The organism is Mycolicibacter icosiumassiliensis, assembly GCF_900078685.2.
GTDB classification, from domain to species: domain Bacteria; phylum Actinomycetota; class Actinomycetes; order Mycobacteriales; family Mycobacteriaceae; genus Mycobacterium; species Mycobacterium icosiumassiliensis.
Genome location: NZ_LT546166.1, coordinates 1,081,481 through 1,105,505, shown reverse-complemented (window position 1 = coordinate 1,105,505; position 24,025 = coordinate 1,081,481). Strand labels below are relative to the sequence as shown.

Below are 24,025 nucleotides of genomic sequence, written 5' to 3'. Positions count from 1 at the left end.
GCATCGCCGACGTGATTGGATGGCGACCATGCAGGGTTCGGCGACAGTTCATATGGCGGCCCCGGCCGAGCGGATCTGGGATCTGGTGGCCGACGTTCGTAACATCGGGAAGTTTTCTCCGGAGACCTTTGAGGCGCAATGGCTCGACGGCGCCGACGGGCCCGCGGTGGGTGCGCGATTCCGTGGGCATGTGCGGCGCAACGGGATCGGGCCGGTGTATTGGACCACCTGTCGAGTCACCGAGTGCGAACCGAACCGGGTATTCGGCTTCGCGGTGCTCGCCGGCGACCGTGCGGTGAACCGATGGCGCTACGAGCTCACCCCCGCTGCGGATGGCACCAACGTCACCGAGTCGTTCAGGCTGGCCAATTCCTTCCTCACCACCGTGTACTACTACGTATTCGGCGGTTTCCTACGCCAGCGCAACAACATTCGCGATATGCGACGCACTCTGGAGCGAATCCGCGACGTCGTAGAAGGCCCAGCAGAGTCCTAGTCGATCTGGTCCGGGTCGGCCAGCGGCAGCAGCAGGAACGACGGGGTGGGACCGCCCTGATACACCTGGTAGAGACCGCCCGCCAGCGCCCGGCGGGTGGACGCCGTCGGTACCAGGTGCGGGAAATCGTAGGTGGTCAACGTCAGTCGCAACCGGTGCCCCGGCGCGAGCAGCGCCGCGGTCGGGAAGATCTCGATGTCGTAGGCGGTCAGCTCCCCCGGTTCCACCGGCCGCACCGCCGACCGGGTGCTGATGTGGTGCGGGCGCAGCACGGTGCCATCCGGCAGGTACCAGGTACGGTCCGGGTCCAAGTCGCGGTGCGAGCCGAGTAGGGCGCCCAGGGTCAGCGGGCGACTGCCCCCCTCGGGTGCAACATCGTCGAGGTGGGCGACCCAGAGTGTCTCGGTGGTGTCGGCGCTCGCCTGCACGCGCAGCGTGATCGGTCCGGCGATCAGTGTCGGCGAGTCGAACGCCTCGGTCGTGTAGGTCAGGGCTCCCCGTTGCACCCGGCGGTTGTCCTGGTCGTGTCGGGTACGGCCGCCGGCGGCAGCGGTGGCGAAACTGTTCAGCCCCAACGACCACTGTTCGAGACTGCGCCCGGACACCGGACCGTGCGAGCGGTACGGCAACGCGGCGAGGGACTGCTCGGCGGCAGCCTCGGCGGTCAACCGACCGGCCTGCGACAGGTACAGCCGGGTCGGTGTCGCCTCGGGAATCGGGTACTCGCGGGTGTGATACCAGCGGCGGTCGCCGATCGCTTGAAAGGTGAACGGTGGACCCGAAATCTCCGCCGCAGCATCATCTTTCAGCCAGTAGTCGAACCAGCGCAGCTGCAGATCCAGCAGGTGCAGACCGTCGTAGTCCGAGACGTGGTACCAGGGCCCCATCATCAGTTTGATTCGGTCGGTCACGGGTTGTCCGGGCTGCATCGGCGCATTCGCGGGACGGCCGGTGTATGCGTTTTGCAGCGCCGCGTAGTTCAGCGGTGCGCCACGCTGGAAGGCGTCGTGCCAGCCGCCGGTGAGGAAGACCGCCACGTTGTTGGCGGCGATTTCGGGCAGCACCAAATCGGGCCGCATGGTGTCCCAGAATGGGCCGTCGTAGGCGGCGTCACCGCCGTTGCGCGCCTCGGCGATCAACGGCCCGAAATAGCCGCGCTGGTCTTTGCCGCGCTGGCGCACCGCGGCCAGGCCGCCGGCGCGGGGCCGCGAGTGACTGCCGGGAGTGAAGAATTCCATCGCCGGGTTGATCACGTTGAGCAGCGTGTACACCGAGCCGTAGGCGCTTATCGTCCGCAGGTGCGACACCCCACCCATGGCGGCGGCATCTCGGTAGAAGTCGTTGGCGGCCATCACCGGGAAGATCGCCTTGAGTGGCGAGTCCGGGCCGACCGCCGCCGCGGTGAACAACTGGTTGATCGCCAGGTAGGAGATACCGAACATGCCGACTCGGCCATTGGAGTTGGGCAGCGTGGCTGCCCACGTGACCAGCTCGACACCGTCGCGCGTCTGGTCTGGGCCGAACATCTCGAACGAGCCACCGGACGCCCCGGTGCCACGGACGTCGACCATGACCTCGATGTAGCCCCGCCGAATCAGATGCGGTGACGGACCGCCGCCCAGCTGTGCCGCCGGCGGCGGCGCCAACTTGCCGTAGGGGGTCACCGACAACAGCACCGGGAACGGGCCGTCGGCGGGGGCGCCGGTCTCCGGGACGGTCGGATAGTGGATGTTGGCGCGCAGCACGACGCCGTCGCTCATCTGCACAGCGACATTGCGCCGTATCCCCACGCCGAAACGTGCGGGCGGCGCGGTCCACTCGGGATTCAACGGCGACGGGTTGCTCTGGCGGGCGCGCCGGCCGCCGAACTTCCGCACCGCGACGCCGGCGGCCCCTGCCGCAGCGGCTGCCGTCAACACCAATCCGACTTTTCGCGTCATCCGAAGATCCGCCATGCCCACCTCCGCACCAGACTCTAAAACTCCCCACCCGTTGGGCTCCCGGCAGCTGTCCGCGCGGGCGTATATTCCGGCCGGTGATGTGCTGCGCCCGAGTGCCCCGACGTGCTCTACGAGCACTCAGAGACGTGGAACTGGGCCACCGGGGAGACCGCGCTGCCGCCGACCTGGCTGGAAGACCTTGCCTAGGCCGACATGTCGTGGATATTCGACGCTACCGGCCTGGTCTGAGCCGCGATCAGGCCCTGCTGGGCAGGGTCAGCGCGCAGGCCTGCCCGATGTCCAGGGTGCGCAGCAGCCGCCCCATGCCCAGCCAGAGTGCACACGACAGCGCGAGGTCGGCCAGCAGTTCGTCACTGAGGTGCTCGGCGCACCGCGACCAGAAGTCCTCGTCGTCGCGCAGGCCGGTGTGGTCGGTGGCGAAGCGGTGGGCGAACTCGGCGGCGAGCCGCTCCTGGGGGCTGTAGCCCGGCCAGGTGCGCCACTGCGACACGTGCTCGTAGAGGTCCTCGTCAACCCCGGCCGCCGGGCCGTCGGCGTCACGGGTCTTGACGCACACCGTGCACTCGTTGTCGAAGGCGATCACCATCCGGGCCAGCTCGCGGGTGCGCATCGGCAGCCGGCCGTTGTTGTACACCGCTGAACTGAATCCGCCGATTCCCGCTGCCAGGTCGGGCGATTTGACCATCCAGCCCATTACGTCATCTGCGGCGAAATCCCCGATTCGGCTCATAGCGGTCAATCTAGTGGGCTTTGTCCTCAGGCGTGGCCAGTGCTGGTGAACTCCGCGGACTCCCCCGCATCATCGGGATCGATGACGGCCCGGCGCGCGATCCGCTCCAGCGCGGCTGAAACCTCGGCACGATCCGGGCGGCCCTCGAATCCCGGCGAACGAGCCAGCTTGTCGACCACCCAACTCTGCACCAGTGAGGATACGAACCCGACCTGGCGCAGACCGGCCCGGGTGAGACCGAGGTGATCGCCGTCGCGCAGCACATAACCCTGCGCCACCAGCTGATCGACGGTGGGTTCGAGGATCTCGTAGGGCACCCTCAGGCGCTTGCCGATGTCACTGAGCCGCGCCGTCCGAAACACCTGCGTGTACCGGTAGATCCGCAGCACCGTCCACAAACCGGCGACGTCGAGCTGGCAGTCCGGCCGCAGCGCGATGGAGCGCAGCCGCATCCCAGGTTCGTTTTTGCGCAACAGTCGCCCGATCGCGTTCTCCAGCAGATCGTCCGACGAGGCGGTGGTGGGCATGCCGAACCCGTCCCCGAGGTCGACCGCGCTGTCGCGCAGCTCCTTGAGCGGCACCTCGCGCAGGAACAGTGCCAGCACGAACCCGAGCAGCGCCACCGGCGCCGCCCACAGGAAAACTTGGCCGAGTGAGTCCGCGTAGGCCTGCACGATCGGCTCCGCCTGCTGCGGTGCGAGCCGGTGCAGCGCCTCGGGCGAGGCGGCCGCGTCGGCCGCCACTCCGGCGGCGCTCAGGGCAGAACCCAGCCGGCGGCCCAAGAAGTTCACGAACAGCGACCCGAACACGGCGGCGCCGAACGAACTGCCGATGGTTCGGAAGAATGTCACCCCGGAGGTGGCGACCCCGAGGTCGGCGAAGCTCGACGTGTTCTGCACGACGAGCACCAGGACCTGCATCGACAACCCGATGCCCGCACCGAGAATGACCAGGTAGAGCGACTGCAGCAGCGCCGGGGTGCTGGCGTCCATCTGCGACATCAGCGCGAATGCGATCGTCATCAGCGCGGTGCCGACCACCGGAAAGATCTTGTAGCGGCCGGTACGTCCCACAAGGGCGCCGCTGCCGGTGGAGGTCAGCAGCATGCCCACCACCATCGGCAGGGTGCGCAGGCCCGAGGTGGTCGCCGAGACACCGTCGACGTACTGCATGAAGGTGGGCAGGAAGGTGAGCGCGCCCAGCATCGCGAAGCCCACCACAAATGCCAGCACGCAGCACACCGCGAAGACCGGGTCGGCGAAGAGCCGAGCCGGCAGGATGGGCGCGGCGGCACGGCTCTCCACGAGGGCGAACAGCGCCAGCGCCACCACCGACCCGGCGAACAATCCGATGATCACCGGCGATCCCCAGGCGTAGCGATTGCCGCCCCAGCTGGTGGCCAGCGTCAATCCGGTGGCGCCCAACCCGACCAGCACGATCCCGGCGTAGTCGATGACAGGCTTGGTTCGGCCCGCCAAAGCCGGGATCGCGACGCCGGCCACGGCCAGCACGACCACTGAGATCGGAACGTTGATCCAGAACGCCCAGCGCCAGGTCAGGTAGTCGGTGACATACCCGCCCAACAGTGGACCGATCACGGTGGTGACCCCGAAAACCGCGCCCAGCATGCCCTGGTAGCGGCCCCGGTCGCGCAGTGGAATCACTTCGCCGATCAGTGCAGCGGCGGTCACGGTGATCGCGCCCCCGCCGATACCCTGCAGCGCCCGGGCGCCGACCAGCATTTCCATCGACGCGGACAACCCGCACAGCACCGACCCGGTCACGAAGCAGACCACCGCGGCTTGGAACACCCGCTTGCGGCCGAACAGGTCGCCGAGCTTGCCCGCCAGAATGGTCGCGATCGTGGACGTCAGCAGGTAGCTGGTGACGACCCACGACTGATGCCCTGCGTTGCCCAGATCCGAGACGATCGTCGGCAAGGCGGTTGCCACGATGGTCTGGTCGAGCGCGGCCATCAGCAGGCCGAAAACGATCGCGCAGAAGATCAGGTTACGACGGTGCGGGCTGACCGGCGCTGGTCGCGCATCGTCGGCGACCGGCGTCGATACGGTCATACTCCGGCTGCGTCGATCACGACGGCGGGCGGGAGACGCACTGCGCCGAGTACAGCGCCTCGCCGAGCTTGTCCATCAGCTCCAGTTGGGTTTCCAGGTGGTCGATGTGGGATTCCTCGTCGGCCAGGATGGTTTCAAGAATCTGAGCGGTGGTGCTGTCTTGCTTCTCACGGCACATCACGATCCCGGGCCGCAACCGGTTGAGCACATCGATCTCCAGCGCCAGGTCGCTCTCGAATTGTTCGCGCAGGGTCTGCCCGATGCGCAGGGACCCGATGCGCTGATAGTTCGGCAGGCCGCCGAGCACCAGAATCCGGTCGGTGACCGTCTCGGCGTGGCGCATCTCCTCCATCGACTCTTCGCGGGTGTGGCCGGCCAGCTCGGTGAAACCCCAGTTGTCCTGCATCTTCGCGTGCAAGAAGTACTGGTTGATCGCGGTCAGCTCGCTGGTCAGCTGCTCGTTGAGAAGTTTGAGAACCTCGGGGTCGCCTTGCATGATCTCTCCTCTGATGTGAAGAACCTCGCATGCCGGCCGCGACGGACGGAGCTTGAATCATCGCCGTAACGCGCCAGATTCAAATCTAGTGCAGGCCAGGGCCCGCCGGAGGGTGTTTACCCGCGTCTCGGCGCGTCGAATCGCCGCACCGCTATGGGGTCTTCGGGCGAGTGTGAGATCGCCGTACATCTCCGGACCCGCGCAAGGTGCGCCTTACTTAGGTTAGACTCTACTAATATGAGACTCGTTTCGCCCGGCAATCGTGTCGGTATTTCGGGCAGCGACCTCTCGCAGCACAACGATCCGCATTCGTTGGTGCTGGCGCTGGACTATCGGGTCGACGACGTGGACCGGACCTGGTCGCTGATCCAGCAGGACCATTCCCCGCTGCTCGACCTGGGCGCCCGCCATGCGGTGCTCTACACCTCGGAGTTCGAACCGGACCGCGTGCTGGTCACGATCGGCCTGCGACACCGAGTCTCGGTCAAGGAGTTGTTGCGGTCCCCCGCCGTATTCGCCTGGTTCGACCGCTCCGGGGTCAACGATCTGCCCGCGATCTTCGCCGGCGAGGTCACCGAGAAGATCAACCTGATCCCCCCAGGTGACAAGCCGGACGGTTCAGCGAGGCTCGACGGACGAGAGCGGAAGCTGGGACCGCCGCATGGGCGCGACGGTTCGGAGGTGATCGTCGGCGCGGTTGCCACCATCGCCGACCCCGCCGACCTGATGGCCAAGGTGCATGCCGGGTTGGACCGGTTCGCCGGCGCGGGAGTGCGCAAAGTGTGGGTGTATCAGGCAGTCGACGACAGGCATGAGGTGATGACGCTGCTGGAAATCGACAGTGCAGCAAGTGCACAGCGATGGATCGACCACCCGGACAGCGCCGCGGAATGGATGTCCGGCATCGGAACCGGTGGCTACCCCCGGCCGTTCGTCGGGAAATTCGCCACCTCGATCGATCTGATGGCACCCGTGGGCGACGGTCGGTAGGGGTATCGCATGTACGTATGCCTGTGTGTCGGAGCCACCAATCAGATGGTGTCCGATGCCGTCGCCGCCGGGGCCTCGACATCGAAAGAGGTTGCGGCAATGTGCGGCGCGGGTGGCGACTGCGGCCGGTGCCGCTGCACCGTTCGCGGCATTATCGAAGCCACCCTGGCCGCGACGCCCACCGCGGCCGACGACGGGGCGCTGCGGCGCCTCGCGCTGGACATCAGCCCCGTCGGATCACACTGATTCGCCGCTGCGCCGACCGGTGAATTCGGCCAGCGCATCGGCGTTGGCCTGACCACCCAAGAGTTCGGCGAAGAACGCGTTCTCCCGCTCAACCGCAGCCAGCGTCTGCGCCCGAGTCGGCTCGACCATCGCGCTCTTGACTGCCATCAGACTTGAAATCGGTCGGGAAGCAAGCACTTCCGCATGCCGACGGGCCTCGGCCAGGAGTCCGTCGGGCTCGCAGACCGCGAAGACCAAGCCCATCCGCAGCGCCTCGTCGGCGGTAATCCACTCCGAGGACATCAATAGCCAGGCCGCGTTCTGCCGTCCCATCAACTGCGGAAGCAGGTAGGACGAGGCCGCCTCCGGGGCCACCCCCAGGCTGGTGAACGGGCACTTCAACCTGGCCGTCGATGACATGAACGCCAGGTCGGCGAAGCCCAGGATCGTCGTTCCGATCCCCAGGCCCAGTCCGTTGACCGCGCAGATCAGCGGCTTGGGGAAGCTTCCGAGCGCGGAGATGAGACCGCGGAAGCCGTGCTTACCGGGCACGAAGTCCGGGTCGGTCACCATGGCCTGCATCTCGGCCAGGTCGGTGCCGGCGCTGAACGCCCGACCCGCCCCGGTGATCAGCACCACCGCGACCTCGGGGTCGTCGGCCGCGGCAAGCAACGCCTCGGCGGTGGCGTCGTAAAGCGCCTCGTTGAACGCGTTGAGCGCCTCGGGGCGATTCAGCGTGCACGTCCGAACCCGGTTCTCGTCTTCGATCGTCAAGATCACCAGTGCAGCCTAAACGGCGTCCCCACAGACCAGCTCGACCCGGTGACCCGCCGCGACGACGTGGCCGATGATGCCCGCCAACCGCCGATAGGACTCATCGCGTCCACTGGAGCTGCGAAACACCAGCCCGATTCGCCGGCCGGGCGCCGGCGGCGCAAAGGAAGCCAGTGCCAGGCCGTTGCGCTCGGCCTCGACCGCCACCGCGGTCTGCGGGATCAACGTCACCCCCAACCCACCGTTGACGCACTGGACCGCGGTGGCCAGCGATGCGGCGCGGGTGGTGGCCAGCTCGGCCCGCACGCCCGCGTTGCGGCAGATCTCCAGGGTCTGGTCCCGCAGGCAGTGACCCTCGTCGAGCAGCAGTAGCGGCAGGTCCGCCAGCGCGGTCGGCGGCACCCGGCGCTTGCCGGCCAGCACGTGGCCGGGAGGCAGCGCCAACACGAAATCCTCGTCGTAGATGGGTATTTCGGTCAGTCCGGCCACCTCAACCGGCAGCGCCAGCACGGCCGCGTCGACCGCGCCCTCACGCAGACCAGTGAGCAGCCGTTCGGTCTGGTCTTCGATCACTCGCAGGCGCAGGTCCGGCAGTTGTTCGGACAATCCGGCCAGCACGGCGGGCAGCACATACGGCGCCACCGTCGGGATCAGGCCGAGCCGCATGGCACCCTGCAGCGGGTCGGCCACCCCGGCGGCGGCGGCCGAGAACTGTGCCGCCGCATCCAATACCGCGTGGGCGTAGGGCAGCAACTGCTGCCCCTCGGCGGTCAGGAAGACCCGCCGGGTGGAGCGCTCGATCAGTTGGACGCCCAGGCCGGATTCCAACGACGACAGGGCCTGCGACAACGTCGACTGGCTCAGGCCCAGCCCGGCCGCCGCCAGGCTGAAGTGGTGCTTCTCGGCCACGGCGGTGAATGCCCGCAGGCCGGCGAGTGTCGGCTGATAGCTTTCATCGGTCATGCCGATAATTATAGTGCGTGGTATCACCTTTTATTTTTAATTGCGATAAGGCACGATGGAGCGTGTGGGCGTCGAACGCGCCCCGAATGCAGAAATCTCACACCACAAGGAGTGTCATGGCACTGTTGACTATCGGCGAGCAGTTCCCGTCCTACCGGCTCACTGCGTTGATCCCGGGCGACCTGTCGAAGGTCGACGCGAAGGGTCCGGACGACTTCTTCACCACCATCACCAGCGATGACTACGCCGGCAAGTGGCGCGTAGTGTTCTTCTGGCCCAAGGACTTCACCTTCATCTGCCCCACCGAGATCGCGGCGTTCGGCAAGTTGAACGACGAGTTCGCCGACCGCGACGCGCAGATTCTCGGCGCCTCGACCGACAACGAGTTCGTGCACTACAACTGGCGCGCCCAGCACGAGGACCTCAAGACGCTGCCGTTCCCCATGCTGTCGGATCTCAACCGCGAACTGGTGACCGCGACCGGTGTACTCAACTCTGACGGCGTCGCCGACCGGGCCACCTTCATCATCGACCCCAACAACGAGATTCAGTTCGTCTCGGTGACGGCGGGCTCGGTGGGCCGCAACGTCGACGAGGTGCTGCGGGTGCTCGACGCACTGCAGTCCGACGAGCTGTGCGCCTGCAACTGGAAGAAGGGCGAGGCGACCCTGAACGCCGGCGAGTTGCTCAAAGAATCGCTCTGATCGGAGGCATATGAGTATCGAGAACCTCAAGAACGCCATCCCGGAGTACGCCAAGGACCTCAAGCTCAACCTGGGTTCGATCGCCCGCACCACCGTCCTGAACGAGGAGCAGCTCTGGGGCGCCCTGCTGGCCAGCGCCGCGGCCACTCGCAATGCCACGGTGCTGGCCGAGATCGGGGCCGAGGCCGCCGACAACCTGTCGGCGGAGGCCTATCAGGCCGCCCTGGGCGCCGCGTCGATCATGGGCATGAACAACGTGTTCTACCGTGGTCGGCACTTCCTGGACGGCAGCTACGACGACCTGCGGCCCGGGTTGCGGATGAACATCATCGGCAACCCGGGGGTCGACAAGGCCAACTTCGAGCTGTGGAGCTTCGCAGTCTCGGCGATCAACGGCTGCCAAGCGTGCGTTGCCTCCCACGAGCAGGTCGTCCGGGAGGCGGGCGTCGGGCGCGAAGCGGTGTTGGAAGCGCTCAAGGTCGCCTCGATCGTGGCTGGGGCAGCGCAGGCGGTCTTCACCGCCGGCGCCGACCCAACCGCTACTTAGGCGTTCCAAGGCCGTCAAGTCCCTATCGGCGCGCGCCGGGTGCTGCCCGGCGCGCGCCGTAGACTTTGATCCGACCGTGGTTATCTGGCCCGCTGCGTCGAATTGGCCGGCGAAGCCTTGACGCACGGCGACGATCCGTTCGGTTCGCTGCTGGTCGACGCCGACGGCACGGTGCTCTTCGAGGACCGCAACCGGACCGGCCACGGCGATGCGACCCGCCACCCCGAGTTGGCCATCGCCCAGTGGGCGGTAGCCAATCTCAGCCCGGCCCAACGTGTCCAGGCCACCGTCTACACCTCCGGCGAACACTGCGCGATGTGCGCGGCGGCCCACGCCTGGGTCGGATTGGGCCGGATCGTCTACGCGTCGTCGGCGACGCAACTGACCGAATGGTTGCGCGAGCTGCAGGTGCCGCCGTCCCCGGTGGCCCCGCTGCCGATCACCGCGGTCGCTCCGCACACGGTGGTCGACGGGCCGGCGCCGGAATTCGAAGGAGACCTGAAGGCGCTGTTCCGGACGCGATACCAAGACCGCTAACGCTCACCCACGGGAGAGCCACGCCAGTCGGTCCAGGGTCACCGGATCCTCCTGCCCGTCGTAATAGCGGTCCAGCACCGCACGAAAGTCGCCGCAGCAGCACCGGCCGGCGTGGCCGCCACCCTCGCAAGCCCGCCCGAACAACGTCATCGAGGAGCGCAGCTTCATCTCGTCGGGCCAGCCCAAGATCTCCTCGATGGACCGGCCGCGCACCGCATTGATCAAGCCCACGCACTCCTGCAGTCGCGGCCCCAGCACCACGTGAGCCAGGTAGGCACGTGCCTCGGCGGGCGACGCGATGCCATAACGCTGGGCCATCACGCTGGCACCCAAGCCAGAGAGCTGCGGAAACACGAACCACATCCAGTGGCTGCGCTTGCGGCCGGCGCGCAGTTCGGCGACCACCGTGTCGTACACACCTTGCTGTGCGTCGACGAAACGCTGGAGCCCGAACGGGTCGGAGGTTCCGGCCATGCCCTCAACCGTGGCACAGTCGACGTGCGGCAGTGAAGGAGTCAGCGATGTCGGTGATCAAGAGGCGGTTTCCCAGGATCGGTGATCTTGCGCCACTGATCGGCTTCCGCAAGCCCCGGTTGAACCGCACCGCGCAGCGTCTGGACGCCGCGCTGACCGTCGAAGACCTACGCCTGCTCGCCAAACGACGCACCCCCCGAGCCGCGTTCGACTACACCGATGGTGCCGCCGAGGACGAGATCTCGTTGGAACGAGCCCGCCAGGCCTTCCGGGACATCGAGTTTCATCCCGCTATCCTGCGCGACGTCTCATCGGTCGATACCAGCCGCGACGTGCTCGGCGCGCCGGTGGCGTTGCCGTTCGCGATCGCACCGACCGGTTTCACCCGGCTGATGCACACCGCGGGCGAGTTGGCCGGCGCCCGCGCCGCGCAAGCCGCCGGCATCCCGTTCTCGCTGTCGACCTTGGGCACCGCCTCGATCGAAGACGTCGCGGCGGCCGCCCCCGGGGGCCGCCGCTGGTTTCAGCTGTACATGTGGCATGACCGCGACCGGTCGATGGCGCTGCTGCGCCGCGCCGCCGAAGCCGGCTACGACACCCTGTTGGCGACCGTCGACTGTCCGGTCGCCGGGTCGCGTCGGCGCGACTCCCGCAACGGCATGTCCATCCCACCGGCGCTGACCCTGCGCACGGTCGCCGATGCCGCGGTGCATCCGGCCTGGTGGTTCGACCTGCTCACCACCGAACCGTTGTCCTTTGCCTCGCTGGACCGCTGGTCGGGGACGGTCGCGCAGTACATGGACACCATGTTCGACCCGAGCCTGACCTTCGACGACCTGGCCTGGGTCAAGTCCCAATGGCCGGGCCGATTCGTCGTCAAAGGCATCCAGAGCCTCGCCGACGCCCGCGCCGTGGTCGATCGCGGGGTGGACGGCATCGTGCTGTCCAACCACGGCGGCCGCCAGCTCGACCGGGCTCCGGTGCCGTTCCGGCTGCTGCCGGAGGTGGCTCGCGAGCTCGGGGCCGACACCGAGATCCTGCTGGACACCGGCATCATGTCCGGTGCCGACATTGTCGCGGCGGTCGCGTTGGGCGCCCGTTGCACCCTGATCGGGCGGGCCTACCTGTATGGCCTGATGGCCGGCGGGCAGGCCGGCGTGCACCGCGTGATCGACATCCTCGCCGAACAGATCCGGCGCACCATGCGGTTGCTCGGGGTCAGCGAACTGGCCGAACTGACGCCGCAGCACGTCACCCAGCTACAGCGACTGGTGCCGCGCCGCTAGCCTATGCGTTTTCGCTGCGGCGAATCCGGGTATAGGCGCTGCTGTGACTGCCCACAAGGAACTGGTACGCCGGCTACTGCGGCGTGCCGGCACCACCTATGCCCAGGAGGCCGGCATTCGGTTGCGCAACCAACCTATGCCGCTGTTCCAACTGCTGATGCTGTGCATGCTGGCCAGCAAGCCCATCGACGCCAGCGTGGCGGCCCGCGCGGCCCGCGAGCTGTTCAAGTGCGGGTTGCGCACACCGCACAAGGTCCTCGAAGCGGATCGACAGACGCTGATCGATGCCATGGGTCGGGCCCACTACCGGCGCTACGACGAGAGCTCAGCCACCATGCTGGTCGAACTGGCCGAGGCGGTGCAGACGGACTACGGCGGTGACCTGCGGCTGCTGGCCGAACGCAGCGGCCGCGATGTCGCGGCGGCCGCCGAGGCACTGAAGTCCTTCACGGGAATCGGCGAGGTCGGCGCGAGCATCTTTTTGCGCGAGGTCCAAGATGTCTGGCCCTGGGCGCGCTCCACGTTCGACGACCGCGCGTTGGATGCTGCGCGCGATCTCGGGTTGCCCAGTGACGCAGACCAACTCGGTGCACTGTCGCGGGGGCGCAATGCCGAGCTCGCGGCGGCTCTGGTGCGCTACTCGGCCGACGCCGGTGTCCGCGAACGACTGACGGAATGACGAGCAGAGGACAACACGTGTCTACATCGGCCACCTTCGTGATCGTCGGCGCCGGCCTGGCCGGGGCCAAGGCCGCCGAGGCCTTGCGCGACAAGAGCTTCGACGGAACGATTGTGCTGGTCGGTGAGGAGCAACAGCTGCCCTACGAGCGGCCCCCGCTCTCGAAAGAGTTCCTCGCGGGCAAGAAGTCCCTCGACGACTTCACGGTGAAACCCCGGGCCTGGTACCGCGAACACGACATCGACCTAAGGCTGGGTACCCGCGTCGCGGACATGGATCCGTCCGGCCATAGCGTCACGCTGGCCGACGGCACCAGCCTGGGCTACGACAAACTACTGCTTGCGACGGGCTCGCGGTCGCGACGGATACCGATCCCCGGTGCCGACGCGCCCGGTGTGCACTATCTGCGGACCGTCGAAGACGCGTCGGCGCTGGATTCGGCGCTGGCGAGCGGTGATTCGCTGGCGGTGGTGGGTGCGGGCTGGATCGGCATGGAGGTGGCCGCCGCCGCACGCCAGCGCGGCGTCGACGTCACCGTGGTGGAAAGCGCCGCACTGCCGCTGCTGGCCAGCCTCGGCGCGGAGAACGCCGCGGTCTTCGCCGACCTGCACCGCGAGCATGGTGTCGACCTGCGTACCGGGTCGACGGTCGCCGAGGTCACCACCGCCGGCGGCGCCGCCACCGGCCTGCGGTTGGGCGACGGCTCGCAGATCCGTGCGGACGCGGTGCTCGTCGCGATCGGCGCCCAGCCCAACATCGAATTGGCTCAACAGGCCGGTCTTGCCACCGGTGACGGCGGCGTGCTCGTGGACGCCGGGTTGCGCAGCAGCGACCCAGACATCTACGCCGTCGGCGACATCGCGGCCGCGCAGCATCGGTTGCTGCGCACCCGGATCCGCACCGAACACTGGGCCAATGCCCTCAAGCAACCGGCGTTCGCCGCGGCCGGCATGCTCGGCGACGCCGCCGAATACGCCGAGCTGCCCTATTTTTTCACCGACCAGTACGACCTCGGGATGGAGTATGTCGGCTACGCGCCGCACTACGCCCGCGTGGTGTTTCGCGGTGAACCCGCCGGCCGCCAATACACCAGCTTCTGGCTCGATGACGACAACCGGGTGCTGGCCGGGATGAACGTCAACATCTGGGAGGGCCTCGACGACATCAAGGCGCTCATCAACGCCCAGGCGCCCGTAAGTCCGGATCGGCTGACCACTTAGCGCAGCGTCGCGGTGCCGTCTTCGTGCACGTCGACCGCGGCACCGGCGATGTCCTCGCGCACGGTCGCTTCGGCGGCATCCGGGTTCCGTATCACCGCCAGCGTCCGTGACCCCTCGGGCGTGCGGACCGCCAAGAACGCTTGTAGCGGGCGTCCGTCACGGTCGAACGGAGTGGTCCAGGACTCCACCTCACCGGTCCCCTGCCATTGCACCGCCGACGGCCGGATGGCCTGCGCATCAACCTCGGGTTGCACGTCCTCCCAACGGAATCCGGCCGGTGGCGGCTGTGTTCCGTACACGCCGAAACTGTGTTTGGTCAGGTAGCCGCCGTTGGCGGTGATCAGGCCGAGCCGCCCGGGATTGGCCACCAGCAGTTCAGCCAGGGTGGCGATCGAATGCATGACGTAGTTGTTCCACGGGCCGCCGGCGAAGGTGAGCCCACCGGTCACGGTCAGCGGCCGGCCGGGGTCATCGATGGCAAGCCCGAGTTCAGCGGCCGCAACCTGCACCGCAGACGGGAAGCACGAGTACAGATCGACGTGATCGATCTCGCCGATCCCGGCGCCGGCCAACTCCAAGGCCCGGGCCCCGGCGATCCGGATCGCCGGCGATCGGTGCAGTTCGGCGCGGTTGGCAATGGCGTAGGTGTCGTGGGCGTCGGCACCGGCCTGCGGAAAAACCCAGTTCTCGGTGGGGATCCGCAACTCGGTGGCGGTCTGAACCGAGGTCAGCACCAGCGCCGCTGCCTGATCGACCATGTTGTTGGAGTTCATCAACTTGGTGTAGGGCCAGCTGATCATCCGGTTCTTCGGGCCCGGCTGCCAGATCTCCTCGGCGGAAACGGGGTTCCGGATCCACGCGTGCGGATTGTCGACGGCGACCGCATTGAACCGGGACCACAGTTCACCGATACGCCGGCGGTGGTCTTCGACCTCCTCCCCCGCGGCGATCCGCAGTGCCTGTTCGAACAGCGGGTAGACGTAGGCGGGTCGGTCCAATCCGATGCGCTCTTCGGCCGGGCCGACCATCGGCACATCTTCGCCCTCGCACTCGGCCATCGGGACCGACTCGTCCTGCTGTGTCCAGACCAGTTTGCCGCCGGCACGCCGCAGCCTGGTCCGGGTGCGCCACGTCTCGCCGCCGGCCACCAGCACCAGGCCGGCTCGGCCATCGCGGATATCCAGGCAGGCTTGATTCACCAGGGACTGCGGCACGTTGCCGCCCACCGGGCTGTACCGGGTGGCGGGGCGCTGCGCACCGATCCGCTGTCCAAGCAGCGCTCCCGGATCGCGGTAGCGCGCCGACAGCAGGTTCACCACCCGAATCGAGTCGACCGCGCGCAGCACCCGGTCGTGAGCGGCGTGGCGGGCCGCCGCCACCATCAGATCGACGGGTTCGACGGGGTCGGTGTCGTCGCGGTGGTTGACCTGGCCATAGCCGATCAGCACCGGTGTCCGGGGGTCGACAGGCATGGCCGTAAGACTAATCCGCGGGTTCACCCAAACAGCACGCCGTCGGCGATCAACCTGTCGATCTCGCCGTCGTCGAGTCCGAGCAGTGCCCGGCAGATCTCTCGAGTGTCCTGACCGGGCAGCGGTGCGGGCCGCTGGGGCGCCACCGGGATGTTGCGGAAGGGGGCGGGGCCGGTTTCAGCCGGCAACGGATGCTCGATCAGCGGGTGGGTCATAGCCGCGAACACCGCTCGATGGGCCAGCTGGGGGTCGTCGGCGACGTCGGGTGGCCGGTTCATCGGCGCGGCGGCCACACCGCGCCCCTGCAGCAGTTCGGCCACCCCGGCTGGGCCATGCGCCATGGTGTGGCGGCCCAACGCCGCGGCCAGCTCCGCACGGTGAGCGGCGCGACCGGGTCCGGTGCGCAAGCGCGGATCGGCCGCCAATCCGTCATCGCCGAAAGCCGCAGCGACAGCACGCATATCGGCGTCGGTCCGGATCGAGATCACACACCATTCGTCGTCGCCGGCGCAGGGACAGACCAGATCCACCGCAGTGTCCTGCTGTACCGATGAGCCCGCGGCGCGGGCCACATAGCTGGTGTCGAGTTGGTTGACGGCGGTCTCGGCCTGCGACACGTGGACGTGACTTCCGGCGGCGGTGCGCCGGCTCCCGATCAGCGCGGCCAGCGCCCCGATCGCGGCGACCCGCGCAACCACATGATCAGGAAAGACCGTCGTCGCGTCGTAGAACGGGTGGCGTTCGGTGTCGCTGGGCCCCTGGGGGGCCGTCCACAGCGCGGTCACCCCGGTGGTGGCACGCACCAGTGGGCCATAGCCCATCCGGTCGCTCCACGGCCCGGACTCGCCGAAGGCGCTGCTCTCGGCCAGCACGATCCGCGGGTTGATCTCCCGCAGAGCATCATAGGAAAATCCTAGGGCAGCAAGCGTTCCCGGCTTGAAGTTGGCAAACACGGCGTCCGCCGCGCCGACCAGGCGCGTGAAGATCTCTTTGCCGGCCGGGCTGCGCAGATCCAGGCCGAGTCCGGAGTTATTGCGGTGCGTCCAGGCGAACGACTCGCTCATCGCCGCCCCGGGACGGGCCTGCCGCAGCCCATCCGGGTAGGCCGCGCTCTCCACTTTGATAATCTCGGCGCCCAGATCGCCGAAGAGCCGGCTGGCCTCCCCGCCGGCAACGATCACGCCCAGGTCGACGATCCGGATGCCCTCGAACGGCCGGGCGCCAACCGCGCCACCGAAGGTCTGCTCCGTCAACGGTTCGGCCAGCCATCCGGCTTCCACCTCGCCGACGGCCGGGGCAGGTGTCCGAAAGCCGGCTCGCTGGTCGTCGACCACGTAATAGCCGGTCGGGATCACGGCGGGCAGCCCCGGGGCCAGGTCGGTCCGGGTGACCGCCTCCGCGACCGCGAAATGCTCCTCGGCCAGCACCTGCGCCGGATCGCCGACCGCGGCGATGGGGACACCGCGGGACTGACCGGCCGTCACCAGATCGGCCATGTCCTGGCCGGCGAACAGTGCACGGATCAGCGCACTGATCTGCGGCCAGACCGCGAACCGCTCGCCGATCACGCCGAACTTGGGGTCGGCGTATTCGGCCGGCTCCCCCAGCCAGCTCCACAGTGCGCGCCATTGGCGCGGCGACATGACACACAGCCGGACGTAACCGTCACGGCACGCGTAGATCGGGTAGGCGTCCTGGTTGCGGGGCCGCCCGCGCCACCGGCTCGATGCACGTTGGGCCGCGGCGACCTGGCCATGCGCGCCGAATATTGGGTCGAGCACAGTGACTACCGCATCGAACCGGGAGAAGTCGATGTAATCCCCGGATCCGCAGCGCAACCGGTTGTAGTAGGCGACCAGCACCGCCCAGGCGGCCTGTACCGCCGCGGTCGCCGAGCCAATCCCGTCCGGCGGCAGTACCGGGGTCCCGGTGGTGGGGCCCGACCGGGACAGGGCGCCGGAGAGCGCGTAGAGCACCGCGTCGGTGGCCTGCCACGCCGAGCGCGGACCGCTCGTCCCAAAATCGGTGACCGACATCGTCACCAGGTGAGCGAACCGGTCGGCCAGCTCACCGCAGGAGGTCCCGAAGTCCGCAGCGCATCCCGGCAGGCCGCTGTCCACCACGATGTCGGCGGTACCGGCCAGCTCGTCGAAGCGGCGGCGATCCCGCTCATCGGCGGGATCCAGGGTGATGCTGCGCTTGTTCGCGTTGTGCAGCGCGAACGAGATGCTCACACCGCCCAGCAGCGGAGCCGCGGCGCGCGCCGGACTGCCCCCGGGGGGTTCCACCTTGAGCACGTCGGCTCCCAGGTCGGCAAGCAACCGGGTGACCGCGTCGGCGTCGCCGCCGGCCAGATCGAGCACACGAACCGATTTCAGCAGCACGCAGTCAGGGTAATGAATCGGTTGCCGCGGGCGGGGTTGGGCGCAACAATCGAAAAGGTGAGTGCAGCCAACGCGACTCCGTCAACGCCCACCCTCTCCGACGATGAACTGGCCCGCCTCCATGCCTACTGGCGGGCCGCCAATTACCTTTCGGTAGGCCAGATCTATCTGCTGGACAATCCCCTGCTGGCCGAACCGCTGCAGGCCGAGCACGTCAAACCCCGCCTGCTCGGACACTGGGGCACCACGCCAGGGCTCAACCTGCTCTACCTTCACCTCAATCGGATAATCCGCGACCGCGACGCCGACGTCATCTTCGTCACCGGCCCCGGCCACGGCGGCCCGGCGCTGGTCGCCAACGCCTATCTCGAGGGCACCTACAGCGAGGTGTACACGGGCATCGGCGAAAATACCGACGGAATGCGGAAGTTGTTCCGGCAGTTCTCTTTTCCCGGCGGCATCCCCAGTCACGTGGCAGCCCAAACACCGGGCTCCATCCATGAGGGCGGTGAGCTCGGCTACGCACTGGTGCATGCCTTCGGTGCGGCCTTCGACAACCCGGAACTCGTGGTCGCCTGCGTGATCGGCGACGGCGAGGCCGAGACCGGACCGCTGGCGGCCAGCTGGCACTCGAACAAGTTTCTCAACCCCGCCGTGGACGGCGCGGTGCTGCCGATCCTGCATCTCAACGGCTACAAGATCGCCAATCCCACTGTGTTGGCGCGTATTCCGCAGGCGGAATTGGAGTCGCTGCTACGCGGTTACGGGTACCGCCCGATCACCGTCGCCGGCGACGATCCCGCCATCGTTCACCAGTTGCTCGCGGCCGCCCTTGATGATGCGTTCGACGACATCGCGGCGATCCGGCGAGCCGCACGCGCCGACGGCTCGTCGATGCGGCCGGTGTGGCCGATGATCGTGCTGCGCACTCCGAAGGGCTGGACCGGGCCGAAGGTGGTCGACGGACAACAGGTGGAGGGGACCTGGCGGGCACATCAGGTGCCGCTCGCACAGACCCGTACCGACCCCGAACACCGCCGCCAACTGGAGGAATGGTTACGCAGTTATCGCCCGGCGGAACTGTTCGACTCCTCCGGACGCCTGCTGCCGGAACTGTCGGCGCTGGCGCCGCGCGGTGATCGCCGGATGAGCGCCAATCCGCATGCCAACGGAGGGCTGCTGCTGCGCGATTTGGACCTGCCCGATTTCCGCGACTACGCGGTACCGGTGCCCCACCCCGCGACCGAGCTGCATGAGGCCACTCGGGTGCTTGGCACGTTCCTGCGCGACGTCATCGACCGCAACCGCGACCGGTTCCGGTTGATGGGTCCCGACGAGACGGCCTCCAATCGGCTCTCGGCGGTGTTCGACACGACCGATCGGGTCTGGCTGTCGCAGACCGTCCCCGGTGACGATCACCTGGCCCCGGACGGGCGGGTCTTGGAGGTGCTCTCGGAGCACCTGTGCCAGGGCTGGCTGGAGGGCTATCTGCTGACCGGCCGGCACGGGCTGTTCAACTGCTACGAGGCGTTCGTACACATCGTCGACTCGATGTTCAACCAGCACGCCAAATGGCTGGCTGTGAGCCGCGAACTCCCGTGGCGAGCGCCGATCGCCTCGCTGAACTATCTGCTGACCTCGCACGTCTGGCGTCAGGACCACAACGGGGCGTCACACCAGGACCCTGGGTTCATCGATCTGGTGGCCAACAAACGGCCTGAAGTGGTCCGGGTCTACCTGCCGCCGGACGGCAACACGTTGCTGTCGGTGGCCGATCACTGCTTGCGCAGCCGCAATTACGTCAACGTGATCGTCGCCGGGAAGCAGCCGGCTCTGGCCTACCTGGATATGCCGACGGCGGTGGCGCACTGCACTCGCGGACTGGGAATCTGGGAGTGGGCCGGCACCAGCACCGGTGAGCCGGACGTAGTGCTGGCCTGCGCCGGGGATGTTCCGACGTTGGAAACCCTGGCTGCCGCCGACATCCTGCGCGACGCACTGCCCGACCTCGCCGTGCGGGTGGTGAACGTCGTGGACATCATGCGCCTGCAGCCGGCCACTGAACATCCGCACGGATTGCCGGACAACGAATTCGATGCGCTGTTCACCCGCGACAAGCCGGTGATCTTCGCCTATCACGGCTACCCCTGGCTAATCCACCGACTCACCTACTCGCGCGCGAACCACGACCAGATGCATGTGCGCGGTTACCGCGAACGGGGCACCACGACAACACCGTTCGACATGGTGATGCTCAACGATCTGGATCGTTTCCACCTGGTGATGGACGTGCTCGACCGGGTACCGGGCTTGGGTGCCAGCCACGCGGTGCTGCGCCAGCAGATGGTCGATGCGCGGCTGGCCGCGCGGCTCTATACCCGGGAGAACGGGGAGGACGATCCGCGGATCACCAACTGGACCTGGCGATCCGGCGCAGACGCCAACGGCGGCGAGATAAGGTGACGGCCATGACTGCTCACCCCTTGCCGGTCCGGATGCCCCGCAGGGCGATGTCGTTGCTGCTCGGCGCCCTCGTCGCGTCGGCCACCATCGCCGGCGCCGGGTCGGCCGGCGCTACGCCGGACCACACCAAAGTGCCGGTCCGCTACGACCTCACCGGTACCGGGGTCGCCAGTTACATCACCTACCAAGGCCAAAACGGTCAGTCGCATGCCACCAATGCCCCGCTGCCGTGGTCCATTCAGCTGACCGGCTCGATGACGAACGCGGCCAGTCCGGCCTCGTACTCACTGAGCGCCCAGAGCGCCGGTCCCGGCACCCTGACCTGCACGGTCACCATCAACGGCAAGGTGGTCAGTCAGAACACCGCCACCGGCGCCCCGGCGCGAGTGCTCTGCGAGACCCACGGCCCCAAGTAGGCCGACGGTACCGACGCGCGGCCTCCTGAGCGCCGTCGCGCGTAGACTTCTCTCCAATGTCTGGCCACGAGTTCGCGGTGCCCTGGGGGCGGCACCCCTTGGTGTCGCAACTCTCGGCGCTGAACCACTTCCGCGCCTTCGTCGACGTTGCCGTCGTCGTGGTGGTGCTGGCGCTCGCCAATTTGATCGCACACTTCACCACCCCCTGGGCCGCGGTCGCCACCGTTCCGGCCACCGCCCTCGGCTTGATCGCCCTGGTCCGCTATAACGGCCTGAGCTGGAGCGAGCTCGGCCTGGGCCGCGCACATTGGAAATCCGGGTTCGGCTATGCGCTGGCCGCGGTACTGGTGGTGGTGTCGGTCATCGCGATCGGCGTGATGTTGCCCGCGACCCGGCCGATGTTCTTGAACAACCACTACGCCACGATTTCCGGTGCGCTGGTGGCGTCGATGGTCGTCATCCCGCTGCAGACTGTGATTCCCGAGGAGTTGGCGTTCCGTGGCGCACTGCACGGTGCCCTGCACCGGGCGTGGGGTTTTCGCGGGGTGGCCGCGGCCGGCTCGCTGTTGTTCGGACTCTGGCATGTCGCAACATCCCTCGGTCTGACCAGCAGTAACGTCGGTTTCACCCGCGTGCTCGGGGGTGGGTTCTTCGGCATGCTGGCCGGCGTAACGCTCGCGGTGCTGGCCACCGGCGCCGCCGGCTTCGTGTTCAGCTGGTTGCGGCGGCGCAGCGGCAGCCTGATCGCGCCCATCGCCCTGCACTGGTCGCTCAACGGGGTCGGTGCGCTGGCCGCCGCGCTGGTGTGGCACGTGTCCTCCTGAGCCGCCCGGCGGTTCAGCGAGGCTCGACGCAGGAGAGGCGAAGCTGGGACCGCCGCATGAACCCCGCGCTCAGACCACCAACACCGCCGCACCTGCGATCCGGCCCGCAGCCAGGTCGGCCAAGGCCCGGTCGGCCTCACCCAGCGAGTACACCGGGGTTGTCACGTCGATGTGGTGCGCTGCCGCGAAGTCGAGAAAGGCGTGGGCATCCGCGCGTGTGTTGGACGTGACCGACCGGATCTGGCGCTCACGGAACAGATGGCGCTGGTAGTTCAGCGCTGGGATGTCGCTGAGATGGATTCCGGCGATGGCCAGGGTGCCGCCGGCGTCCAATGCCTGGCAAGCGGGCAGCACCAGCTCACCGACCGGGGCGAACAGGATCGCGGAGTCCAGCGGCACCGGTGGCGGATCGGCGGCGCCCTGGGCCGAAGCGGCGCCCAGCTCCCGTGCCAGTTCCCGTGCTCGTTCACCGCGGGTCATCACGTGTACCTCGGCACCACTGGCGAGTGCGACCTGCGCGGTGATGTGCGCACTGCCCCCGAACCCGTAGATCCCCAGCCGCCCGCCCGGCGGCAGCTCCGCGCGAAGCAAGGACCGGTAGCCGATGATGCCCGCGCACAGCAGCGGCGCCAACTCGGTGTCACTGTAGCCGCCAGGCAGGCGCAGCGCGAAAGCTGCTGGCACGGTGGCGAATTCGGCATAGCCGCCGTCGTCATCCCAGCCGGTGTAGCGCGACTGCGGGCATAGGTTCTCGTCACCTCGACGGCAGTAGCGACACGTGCCGCAGGTCTGCCGTAGCCAGGCGATTCCGACCCGGTCCCCCACCGCGAAGTCGTCACCGGCGTCGGCGCCGACCTCGACGACTTCCCCGACCACCTCGTGACCGGTAATCACCCCGGGCCGGTGCACCGGAAGATCACCCTCGGCGACGTGCAGGTCGGTCCGGCACACGCCGCAGGCCCGCACGGCCACCAGCAGCTCCGACGGCTGCGGTCGCGGCGCCGCGGTGCGGACCCGCTCAAGTGGTCGGCTGGCTATCGGGCCGGGCCGTTGGACGCGCCACCCCGACATTGATGCACCCAACTGCGACGCCATAGACCTATGGTGCGCGTTCGACAGGCGGGACGGCTACCTGCGGCGAGCCAACCCCACGACCCACAGCAAGATGATGGCTCCGCCCAGCGAGACGAAGAAGGTGAACCACCTGCGGCCATGCTCAACGTCGACGCCCAGCCAGCCGAGCAGCATGCCGCCGATGAATCCGCCGATCACACCGATCAGGACGTTGAGCAGGATGCCCGAACCACCGCGCTTCATGATGCGGTTCGCCAACCAGCCGGCGATACCGCCGATCAGGACATAGGCCAGCCAGCTGACCGACGTCGGCGTGGACAGTGCAGCAGCGAGATAACTTCCGGCCATCAGCGGGAACTACGCGGCGGGTGCCGGGGCCGGGGCAGGCGCGGGTGCAGGTGCAGGTGCCGGCGCAGGAGCCGGGATTCCCGGAATGCCCGGCACCGGGGCAGGCGCCGCTTCGGCGGGGGGTGCGCCCAGCGGCCGGATGGACTCGGCCAGCGCGATGGCCGCGTTGGTGTCCACCGGGTTGTTGGCCGTGCCCAGCCACACCACGAACCACCGCTCGCTCTGCGGACCGGTGCCGCTGGCCGGCGGCACACCGATCACGCCGCTCCAGATCTGGCCGACAGGCTTGGCCGGGTCGGTGAACTTGACCTCGTAGTACGACGCGCTACCGGTCAGACCGCCCCCGTTGAGCGGAGCATTCACCTGGTTGGCGCGGGTGCCGGGGTAGGGCATGAAGAACTCACCCATGTCCGATCCGAGGCGAGCGGCGGCCTTGGCGTTGTCGGCCTCAGCGCTGGCATAGAGCCGCTGGTCGAGCTTGCCGAGCACAATCCTGGTGTCGTTGGCTACCGGCGCCGGCTGCCCCGGCAGCATCGGCTCACCGGTCTTTTTGCTCAGCAGCGACGAACCGTACTCAAGATGACTGGTGTCGGACTGCACCCAGCCGCCCGGCAGCACGTAGCTGAACCCGCCCGCGACGTCGTCGACGCGGCCCACCTCGGGAGCGGCGGGCTCTGCGACCGGGGCCGGAGCCGGAGCCGGAGCGTTCGGGTCGGCCGGCGGGGCATCCGCGGTGGCCGGCGGCGCGGGAGGAGGAGGCGGCACCGGGTCCGCGTACACCGGCGCCGCAATGGCGAATGCCAACGCACCGGCGACCGCGGTCGCGGCCATCGCCCGAATTCCCCTGGAGGTCAGGTCCACCTGCTTCATGGCAGAAAAACCTACCG

The 24,025-nt window shown here is 68.0% G+C and carries 24 protein-coding genes and 1 pseudogene; 13 read left to right on the top strand and 12 right to left on the bottom strand.

The window, feature by feature from the left end; all coding sequences use genetic code 11:
• The first annotated feature begins 19 nt into the window (after positions 1 to 19).
• Positions 20 to 496 (top strand): SRPBCC family protein, encoded by a 477-nt coding sequence (locus BN4346_RS28940; RefSeq protein ID WP_078058477.1) that lies wholly within the window; start codon positions 20 to 22, stop codon positions 494 to 496.
• Here BN4346_RS28940 and BN4346_RS28935 read toward each other — a convergent pair.
• On the bottom strand, positions 493 to 2,286 hold the full coding sequence (locus BN4346_RS28935) for a CocE/NonD family hydrolase (RefSeq protein ID WP_067969946.1): 1,794 nt from the start codon (positions 2,284 to 2,286) through the stop codon (positions 493 to 495). The two genes, BN4346_RS28940 and BN4346_RS28935, sit on opposite strands and share 4 nt — an antisense overlap.
• Positions 2,287 to 2,556: 270 nt before the next feature.
• Here BN4346_RS28935 and BN4346_RS47200 point away from each other — a divergent pair.
• Positions 2,557 to 2,643: pseudogene (locus BN4346_RS47200) on the top strand (nuclear transport factor 2 family protein); the annotation flags it as partial.
• Between the two features lie 49 nt (positions 2,644 to 2,692).
• Here the strand turns inward: BN4346_RS47200 and BN4346_RS28930 are convergent.
• The 3 genes from BN4346_RS28930 to bfr are packed head-to-tail and all read right to left on the bottom strand — an operon-like array spanning position 2,693 to position 5,758.
• On the bottom strand, positions 2,693 to 3,187 hold the full coding sequence (locus BN4346_RS28930) for a carboxymuconolactone decarboxylase family protein (protein WP_067969390.1): 495 nt from the start codon (positions 3,185 to 3,187) through the stop codon (positions 2,693 to 2,695).
• Between the two features lie 26 nt (positions 3,188 to 3,213).
• Positions 3,214 to 5,262: an MDR family MFS transporter gene (locus BN4346_RS28925; RefSeq protein ID WP_067969387.1), complete on the bottom strand. Its 2,049-nt coding sequence runs from the start codon at positions 5,260 to 5,262 to the stop codon at positions 3,214 to 3,216.
• 16 nt (positions 5,263 to 5,278) lie between these two features.
• Complete coding sequence (bfr, locus tag BN4346_RS28920; RefSeq protein WP_046285450.1) at positions 5,279 to 5,758, bottom strand: bacterioferritin; 480 nt, start codon at positions 5,756 to 5,758, stop codon at positions 5,279 to 5,281.
• A 237-nt stretch (positions 5,759 to 5,995) separates the two neighbouring features.
• Between bfr and BN4346_RS28915 the strand changes: the two genes are divergently transcribed.
• Entirely contained in the window at positions 5,996 to 6,748 is a 753-nt protein-coding gene (locus tag BN4346_RS28915) for a fatty-acid--CoA ligase (RefSeq protein WP_078058476.1), read from the top strand.
• Between the two features lie 9 nt (positions 6,749 to 6,757).
• A complete protein-coding gene (locus BN4346_RS28910) occupies positions 6,758 to 6,994 on the top strand; it encodes a (2Fe-2S)-binding protein (RefSeq protein WP_067969385.1) in 237 nt (78 codons plus the stop codon).
• On the opposite strand, the gene BN4346_RS28905 is transcribed toward BN4346_RS28910, so the two are convergent.
• Both BN4346_RS28905 and BN4346_RS28900 read right to left on the bottom strand, forming a co-directional pair.
• The gene (locus BN4346_RS28905; protein WP_067969383.1) at positions 6,986 to 7,753 is read right to left on the bottom strand and encodes an enoyl-CoA hydratase/isomerase family protein; all 768 of its coding nucleotides are present in this window, start codon (positions 7,751 to 7,753) and stop codon (positions 6,986 to 6,988) included. The genes BN4346_RS28910 and BN4346_RS28905 overlap by 9 nt on opposite strands.
• A gap of 9 nt (positions 7,754 to 7,762) precedes the next feature.
• Complete coding sequence (locus tag BN4346_RS28900; protein ID WP_067969380.1) at positions 7,763 to 8,710, bottom strand: hydrogen peroxide-inducible genes activator; 948 nt, start codon at positions 8,708 to 8,710, stop codon at positions 7,763 to 7,765.
• Positions 8,711 to 8,826: 116 nt separating this feature from the next.
• On the opposite strand from BN4346_RS28900, the gene BN4346_RS28895 reads away from it, so the two are divergent.
• From BN4346_RS28895 to BN4346_RS28885, 3 genes are all read left to right on the top strand, one after another.
• On the top strand, positions 8,827 to 9,414 hold the full coding sequence (locus BN4346_RS28895) for a peroxiredoxin (RefSeq protein WP_067969377.1): 588 nt from the start codon (positions 8,827 to 8,829) through the stop codon (positions 9,412 to 9,414).
• Between the two features lie 10 nt (positions 9,415 to 9,424).
• Entirely contained in the window at positions 9,425 to 9,961 is a 537-nt protein-coding gene (locus BN4346_RS28890; protein ID WP_067969375.1) for a carboxymuconolactone decarboxylase family protein, read from the top strand.
• 84 nt (positions 9,962 to 10,045) lie between these two features.
• Positions 10,046 to 10,498 (top strand): deaminase, encoded by a 453-nt coding sequence (locus BN4346_RS28885; RefSeq protein ID WP_067969373.1) that lies wholly within the window; start codon positions 10,046 to 10,048, stop codon positions 10,496 to 10,498.
• 3 nt (positions 10,499 to 10,501) lie between these two features.
• Here BN4346_RS28885 and BN4346_RS28880 read toward each other — a convergent pair whose 3' ends face one another.
• Positions 10,502 to 10,972, bottom strand: coding sequence for a DUF1810 domain-containing protein (locus BN4346_RS28880; RefSeq protein ID WP_067969370.1), 471 nt, complete (start codon positions 10,970 to 10,972; stop codon positions 10,502 to 10,504).
• Positions 10,973 to 11,019: 47 nt separating this feature from the next.
• Here BN4346_RS28880 and BN4346_RS28875 point away from each other — a divergent pair, with 47 nt between their 5' ends.
• Genes BN4346_RS28875 through BN4346_RS28865 form a run of 3 tightly spaced genes read left to right on the top strand, consistent with a single transcriptional unit; the run spans position 11,020 to position 14,157 of the window.
• On the top strand, positions 11,020 to 12,258 hold the full coding sequence (locus BN4346_RS28875; protein ID WP_067969367.1) for an alpha-hydroxy acid oxidase: 1,239 nt from the start codon (positions 11,020 to 11,022) through the stop codon (positions 12,256 to 12,258).
• A 43-nt stretch (positions 12,259 to 12,301) separates the two neighbouring features.
• Positions 12,302 to 12,937 (top strand): HhH-GDP family DNA glycosylase, encoded by a 636-nt coding sequence (locus tag BN4346_RS28870; RefSeq protein WP_067969360.1) that lies wholly within the window; start codon positions 12,302 to 12,304, stop codon positions 12,935 to 12,937.
• Positions 12,938 to 12,954: 17 nt separating this feature from the next.
• The gene (locus tag BN4346_RS28865) at positions 12,955 to 14,157 is read left to right on the top strand and encodes an NAD(P)/FAD-dependent oxidoreductase (protein ID WP_067969356.1); all 1,203 of its coding nucleotides are present in this window, start codon (positions 12,955 to 12,957) and stop codon (positions 14,155 to 14,157) included.
• Here BN4346_RS28865 and BN4346_RS28860 read toward each other — a convergent pair.
• Both BN4346_RS28860 and BN4346_RS28855 read right to left on the bottom strand, forming a co-directional pair.
• The gene (locus BN4346_RS28860) at positions 14,154 to 15,629 is read right to left on the bottom strand and encodes an acetyl-CoA acetyltransferase (RefSeq protein ID WP_067969353.1); all 1,476 of its coding nucleotides are present in this window, start codon (positions 15,627 to 15,629) and stop codon (positions 14,154 to 14,156) included. The two genes, BN4346_RS28865 and BN4346_RS28860, sit on opposite strands and share 4 nt — an antisense overlap.
• Positions 15,630 to 15,652: 23 nt before the next feature.
• Positions 15,653 to 18,031 (bottom strand): CoA transferase, encoded by a 2,379-nt coding sequence (locus BN4346_RS28855; RefSeq protein ID WP_067969350.1) that lies wholly within the window; start codon positions 18,029 to 18,031, stop codon positions 15,653 to 15,655.
• A gap of 39 nt (positions 18,032 to 18,070) precedes the next feature.
• Here BN4346_RS28855 and BN4346_RS28850 point away from each other — a divergent pair, with 39 nt between their 5' ends.
• From BN4346_RS28850 to BN4346_RS28840, 3 genes are read left to right on the top strand one after another with little or no spacing between them, the layout of a single operon-like run.
• Positions 18,071 to 20,476, top strand: coding sequence for a phosphoketolase family protein (locus BN4346_RS28850; RefSeq protein WP_067969942.1), 2,406 nt, complete (start codon positions 18,071 to 18,073; stop codon positions 20,474 to 20,476).
• A gap of 5 nt (positions 20,477 to 20,481) precedes the next feature.
• Complete coding sequence (locus BN4346_RS28845) at positions 20,482 to 20,892, top strand: MmpS family transport accessory protein (protein ID WP_235653552.1); 411 nt, start codon at positions 20,482 to 20,484, stop codon at positions 20,890 to 20,892.
• A 56-nt stretch (positions 20,893 to 20,948) separates the two neighbouring features.
• A complete protein-coding gene (locus tag BN4346_RS28840; RefSeq protein ID WP_067969343.1) occupies positions 20,949 to 21,716 on the top strand; it encodes a CPBP family intramembrane glutamic endopeptidase in 768 nt (255 codons plus the stop codon).
• 69 nt (positions 21,717 to 21,785) lie between these two features.
• On the opposite strand, the gene BN4346_RS28835 is transcribed toward BN4346_RS28840, so the two are convergent.
• Genes BN4346_RS28835 through BN4346_RS28825 form a run of 3 tightly spaced genes read right to left on the bottom strand, consistent with a single transcriptional unit; the run spans position 21,786 to position 24,008 of the window.
• Positions 21,786 to 22,811, bottom strand: coding sequence for a zinc-binding alcohol dehydrogenase family protein (locus BN4346_RS28835; protein ID WP_067969340.1), 1,026 nt, complete (start codon positions 22,809 to 22,811; stop codon positions 21,786 to 21,788).
• Positions 22,812 to 22,844: 33 nt separating this feature from the next.
• Positions 22,845 to 23,138 carry a GlsB/YeaQ/YmgE family stress response membrane protein gene (locus tag BN4346_RS28830; protein WP_067969336.1) on the bottom strand — a complete coding sequence of 98 codons (294 nt, stop codon included), beginning with the start codon at positions 23,136 to 23,138 and terminating at the stop codon, positions 22,845 to 22,847.
• 9 nt (positions 23,139 to 23,147) lie between these two features.
• Positions 23,148 to 24,008 carry an APA family fibronectin-binding glycoprotein gene (locus tag BN4346_RS28825; protein ID WP_067969334.1) on the bottom strand — a complete coding sequence of 287 codons (861 nt, stop codon included), beginning with the start codon at positions 24,006 to 24,008 and terminating at the stop codon, positions 23,148 to 23,150.
• Positions 24,009 to 24,025: the final 17 nt, after the last annotated feature.

What these genes read in the sequence shown, in the direction of transcription:
- BN4346_RS28825 (WP_067969334.1), bottom strand. Translation starts at nt 24,008, where the DNA reads ATGAAGCAGGTGGACCTGACCTCCAGGGGAATTCGGGCGATGGCCGCG.
- BN4346_RS28940 (WP_078058477.1), top strand. Translation starts at nt 20, where the DNA reads ATGGCGACCATGCAGGGTTCGGCGACAGTTCATATGGCGGCCCCGGCC.
- BN4346_RS28900 (WP_067969380.1), bottom strand. Translation starts at nt 8,710, where the DNA reads ATGACCGATGAAAGCTATCAGCCGACACTCGCCGGCCTGCGGGCATTC.
- bfr (WP_046285450.1), bottom strand. Translation starts at nt 5,758, where the DNA reads ATGCAAGGCGACCCCGAGGTTCTCAAACTTCTCAACGAGCAGCTGACC.
- BN4346_RS28910 (WP_067969385.1), top strand. Translation starts at nt 6,758, where the DNA reads ATGTACGTATGCCTGTGTGTCGGAGCCACCAATCAGATGGTGTCCGAT.
- BN4346_RS28875 (WP_067969367.1), top strand. Translation starts at nt 11,020, where the DNA reads ATGTCGGTGATCAAGAGGCGGTTTCCCAGGATCGGTGATCTTGCGCCA.
- BN4346_RS28895 (WP_067969377.1), top strand. Translation starts at nt 8,827, where the DNA reads ATGGCACTGTTGACTATCGGCGAGCAGTTCCCGTCCTACCGGCTCACT.
- BN4346_RS28915 (WP_078058476.1), top strand. Translation starts at nt 5,996, where the DNA reads ATGAGACTCGTTTCGCCCGGCAATCGTGTCGGTATTTCGGGCAGCGAC.
- BN4346_RS28890 (WP_067969375.1), top strand. Translation starts at nt 9,425, where the DNA reads ATGAGTATCGAGAACCTCAAGAACGCCATCCCGGAGTACGCCAAGGAC.
- BN4346_RS28860 (WP_067969353.1), bottom strand. Translation starts at nt 15,629, where the DNA reads ATGCCTGTCGACCCCCGGACACCGGTGCTGATCGGCTATGGCCAGGTC.
- BN4346_RS28925 (WP_067969387.1), bottom strand. Translation starts at nt 5,262, where the DNA reads ATGACCGTATCGACGCCGGTCGCCGACGATGCGCGACCAGCGCCGGTC.
- BN4346_RS28835 (WP_067969340.1), bottom strand. Translation starts at nt 22,811, where the DNA reads ATGGCGTCGCAGTTGGGTGCATCAATGTCGGGGTGGCGCGTCCAACGG.
- BN4346_RS28845 (WP_235653552.1), top strand. Translation starts at nt 20,482, where the DNA reads ATGACTGCTCACCCCTTGCCGGTCCGGATGCCCCGCAGGGCGATGTCG.
- BN4346_RS28840 (WP_067969343.1), top strand. Translation starts at nt 20,949, where the DNA reads ATGTCTGGCCACGAGTTCGCGGTGCCCTGGGGGCGGCACCCCTTGGTG.
- BN4346_RS28830 (WP_067969336.1), bottom strand. Translation starts at nt 23,138, where the DNA reads ATGGCCGGAAGTTATCTCGCTGCTGCACTGTCCACGCCGACGTCGGTC.
- BN4346_RS28930 (WP_067969390.1), bottom strand. Translation starts at nt 3,187, where the DNA reads ATGAGCCGAATCGGGGATTTCGCCGCAGATGACGTAATGGGCTGGATG.
- BN4346_RS28880 (WP_067969370.1), bottom strand. Translation starts at nt 10,972, where the DNA reads ATGGCCGGAACCTCCGACCCGTTCGGGCTCCAGCGTTTCGTCGACGCA.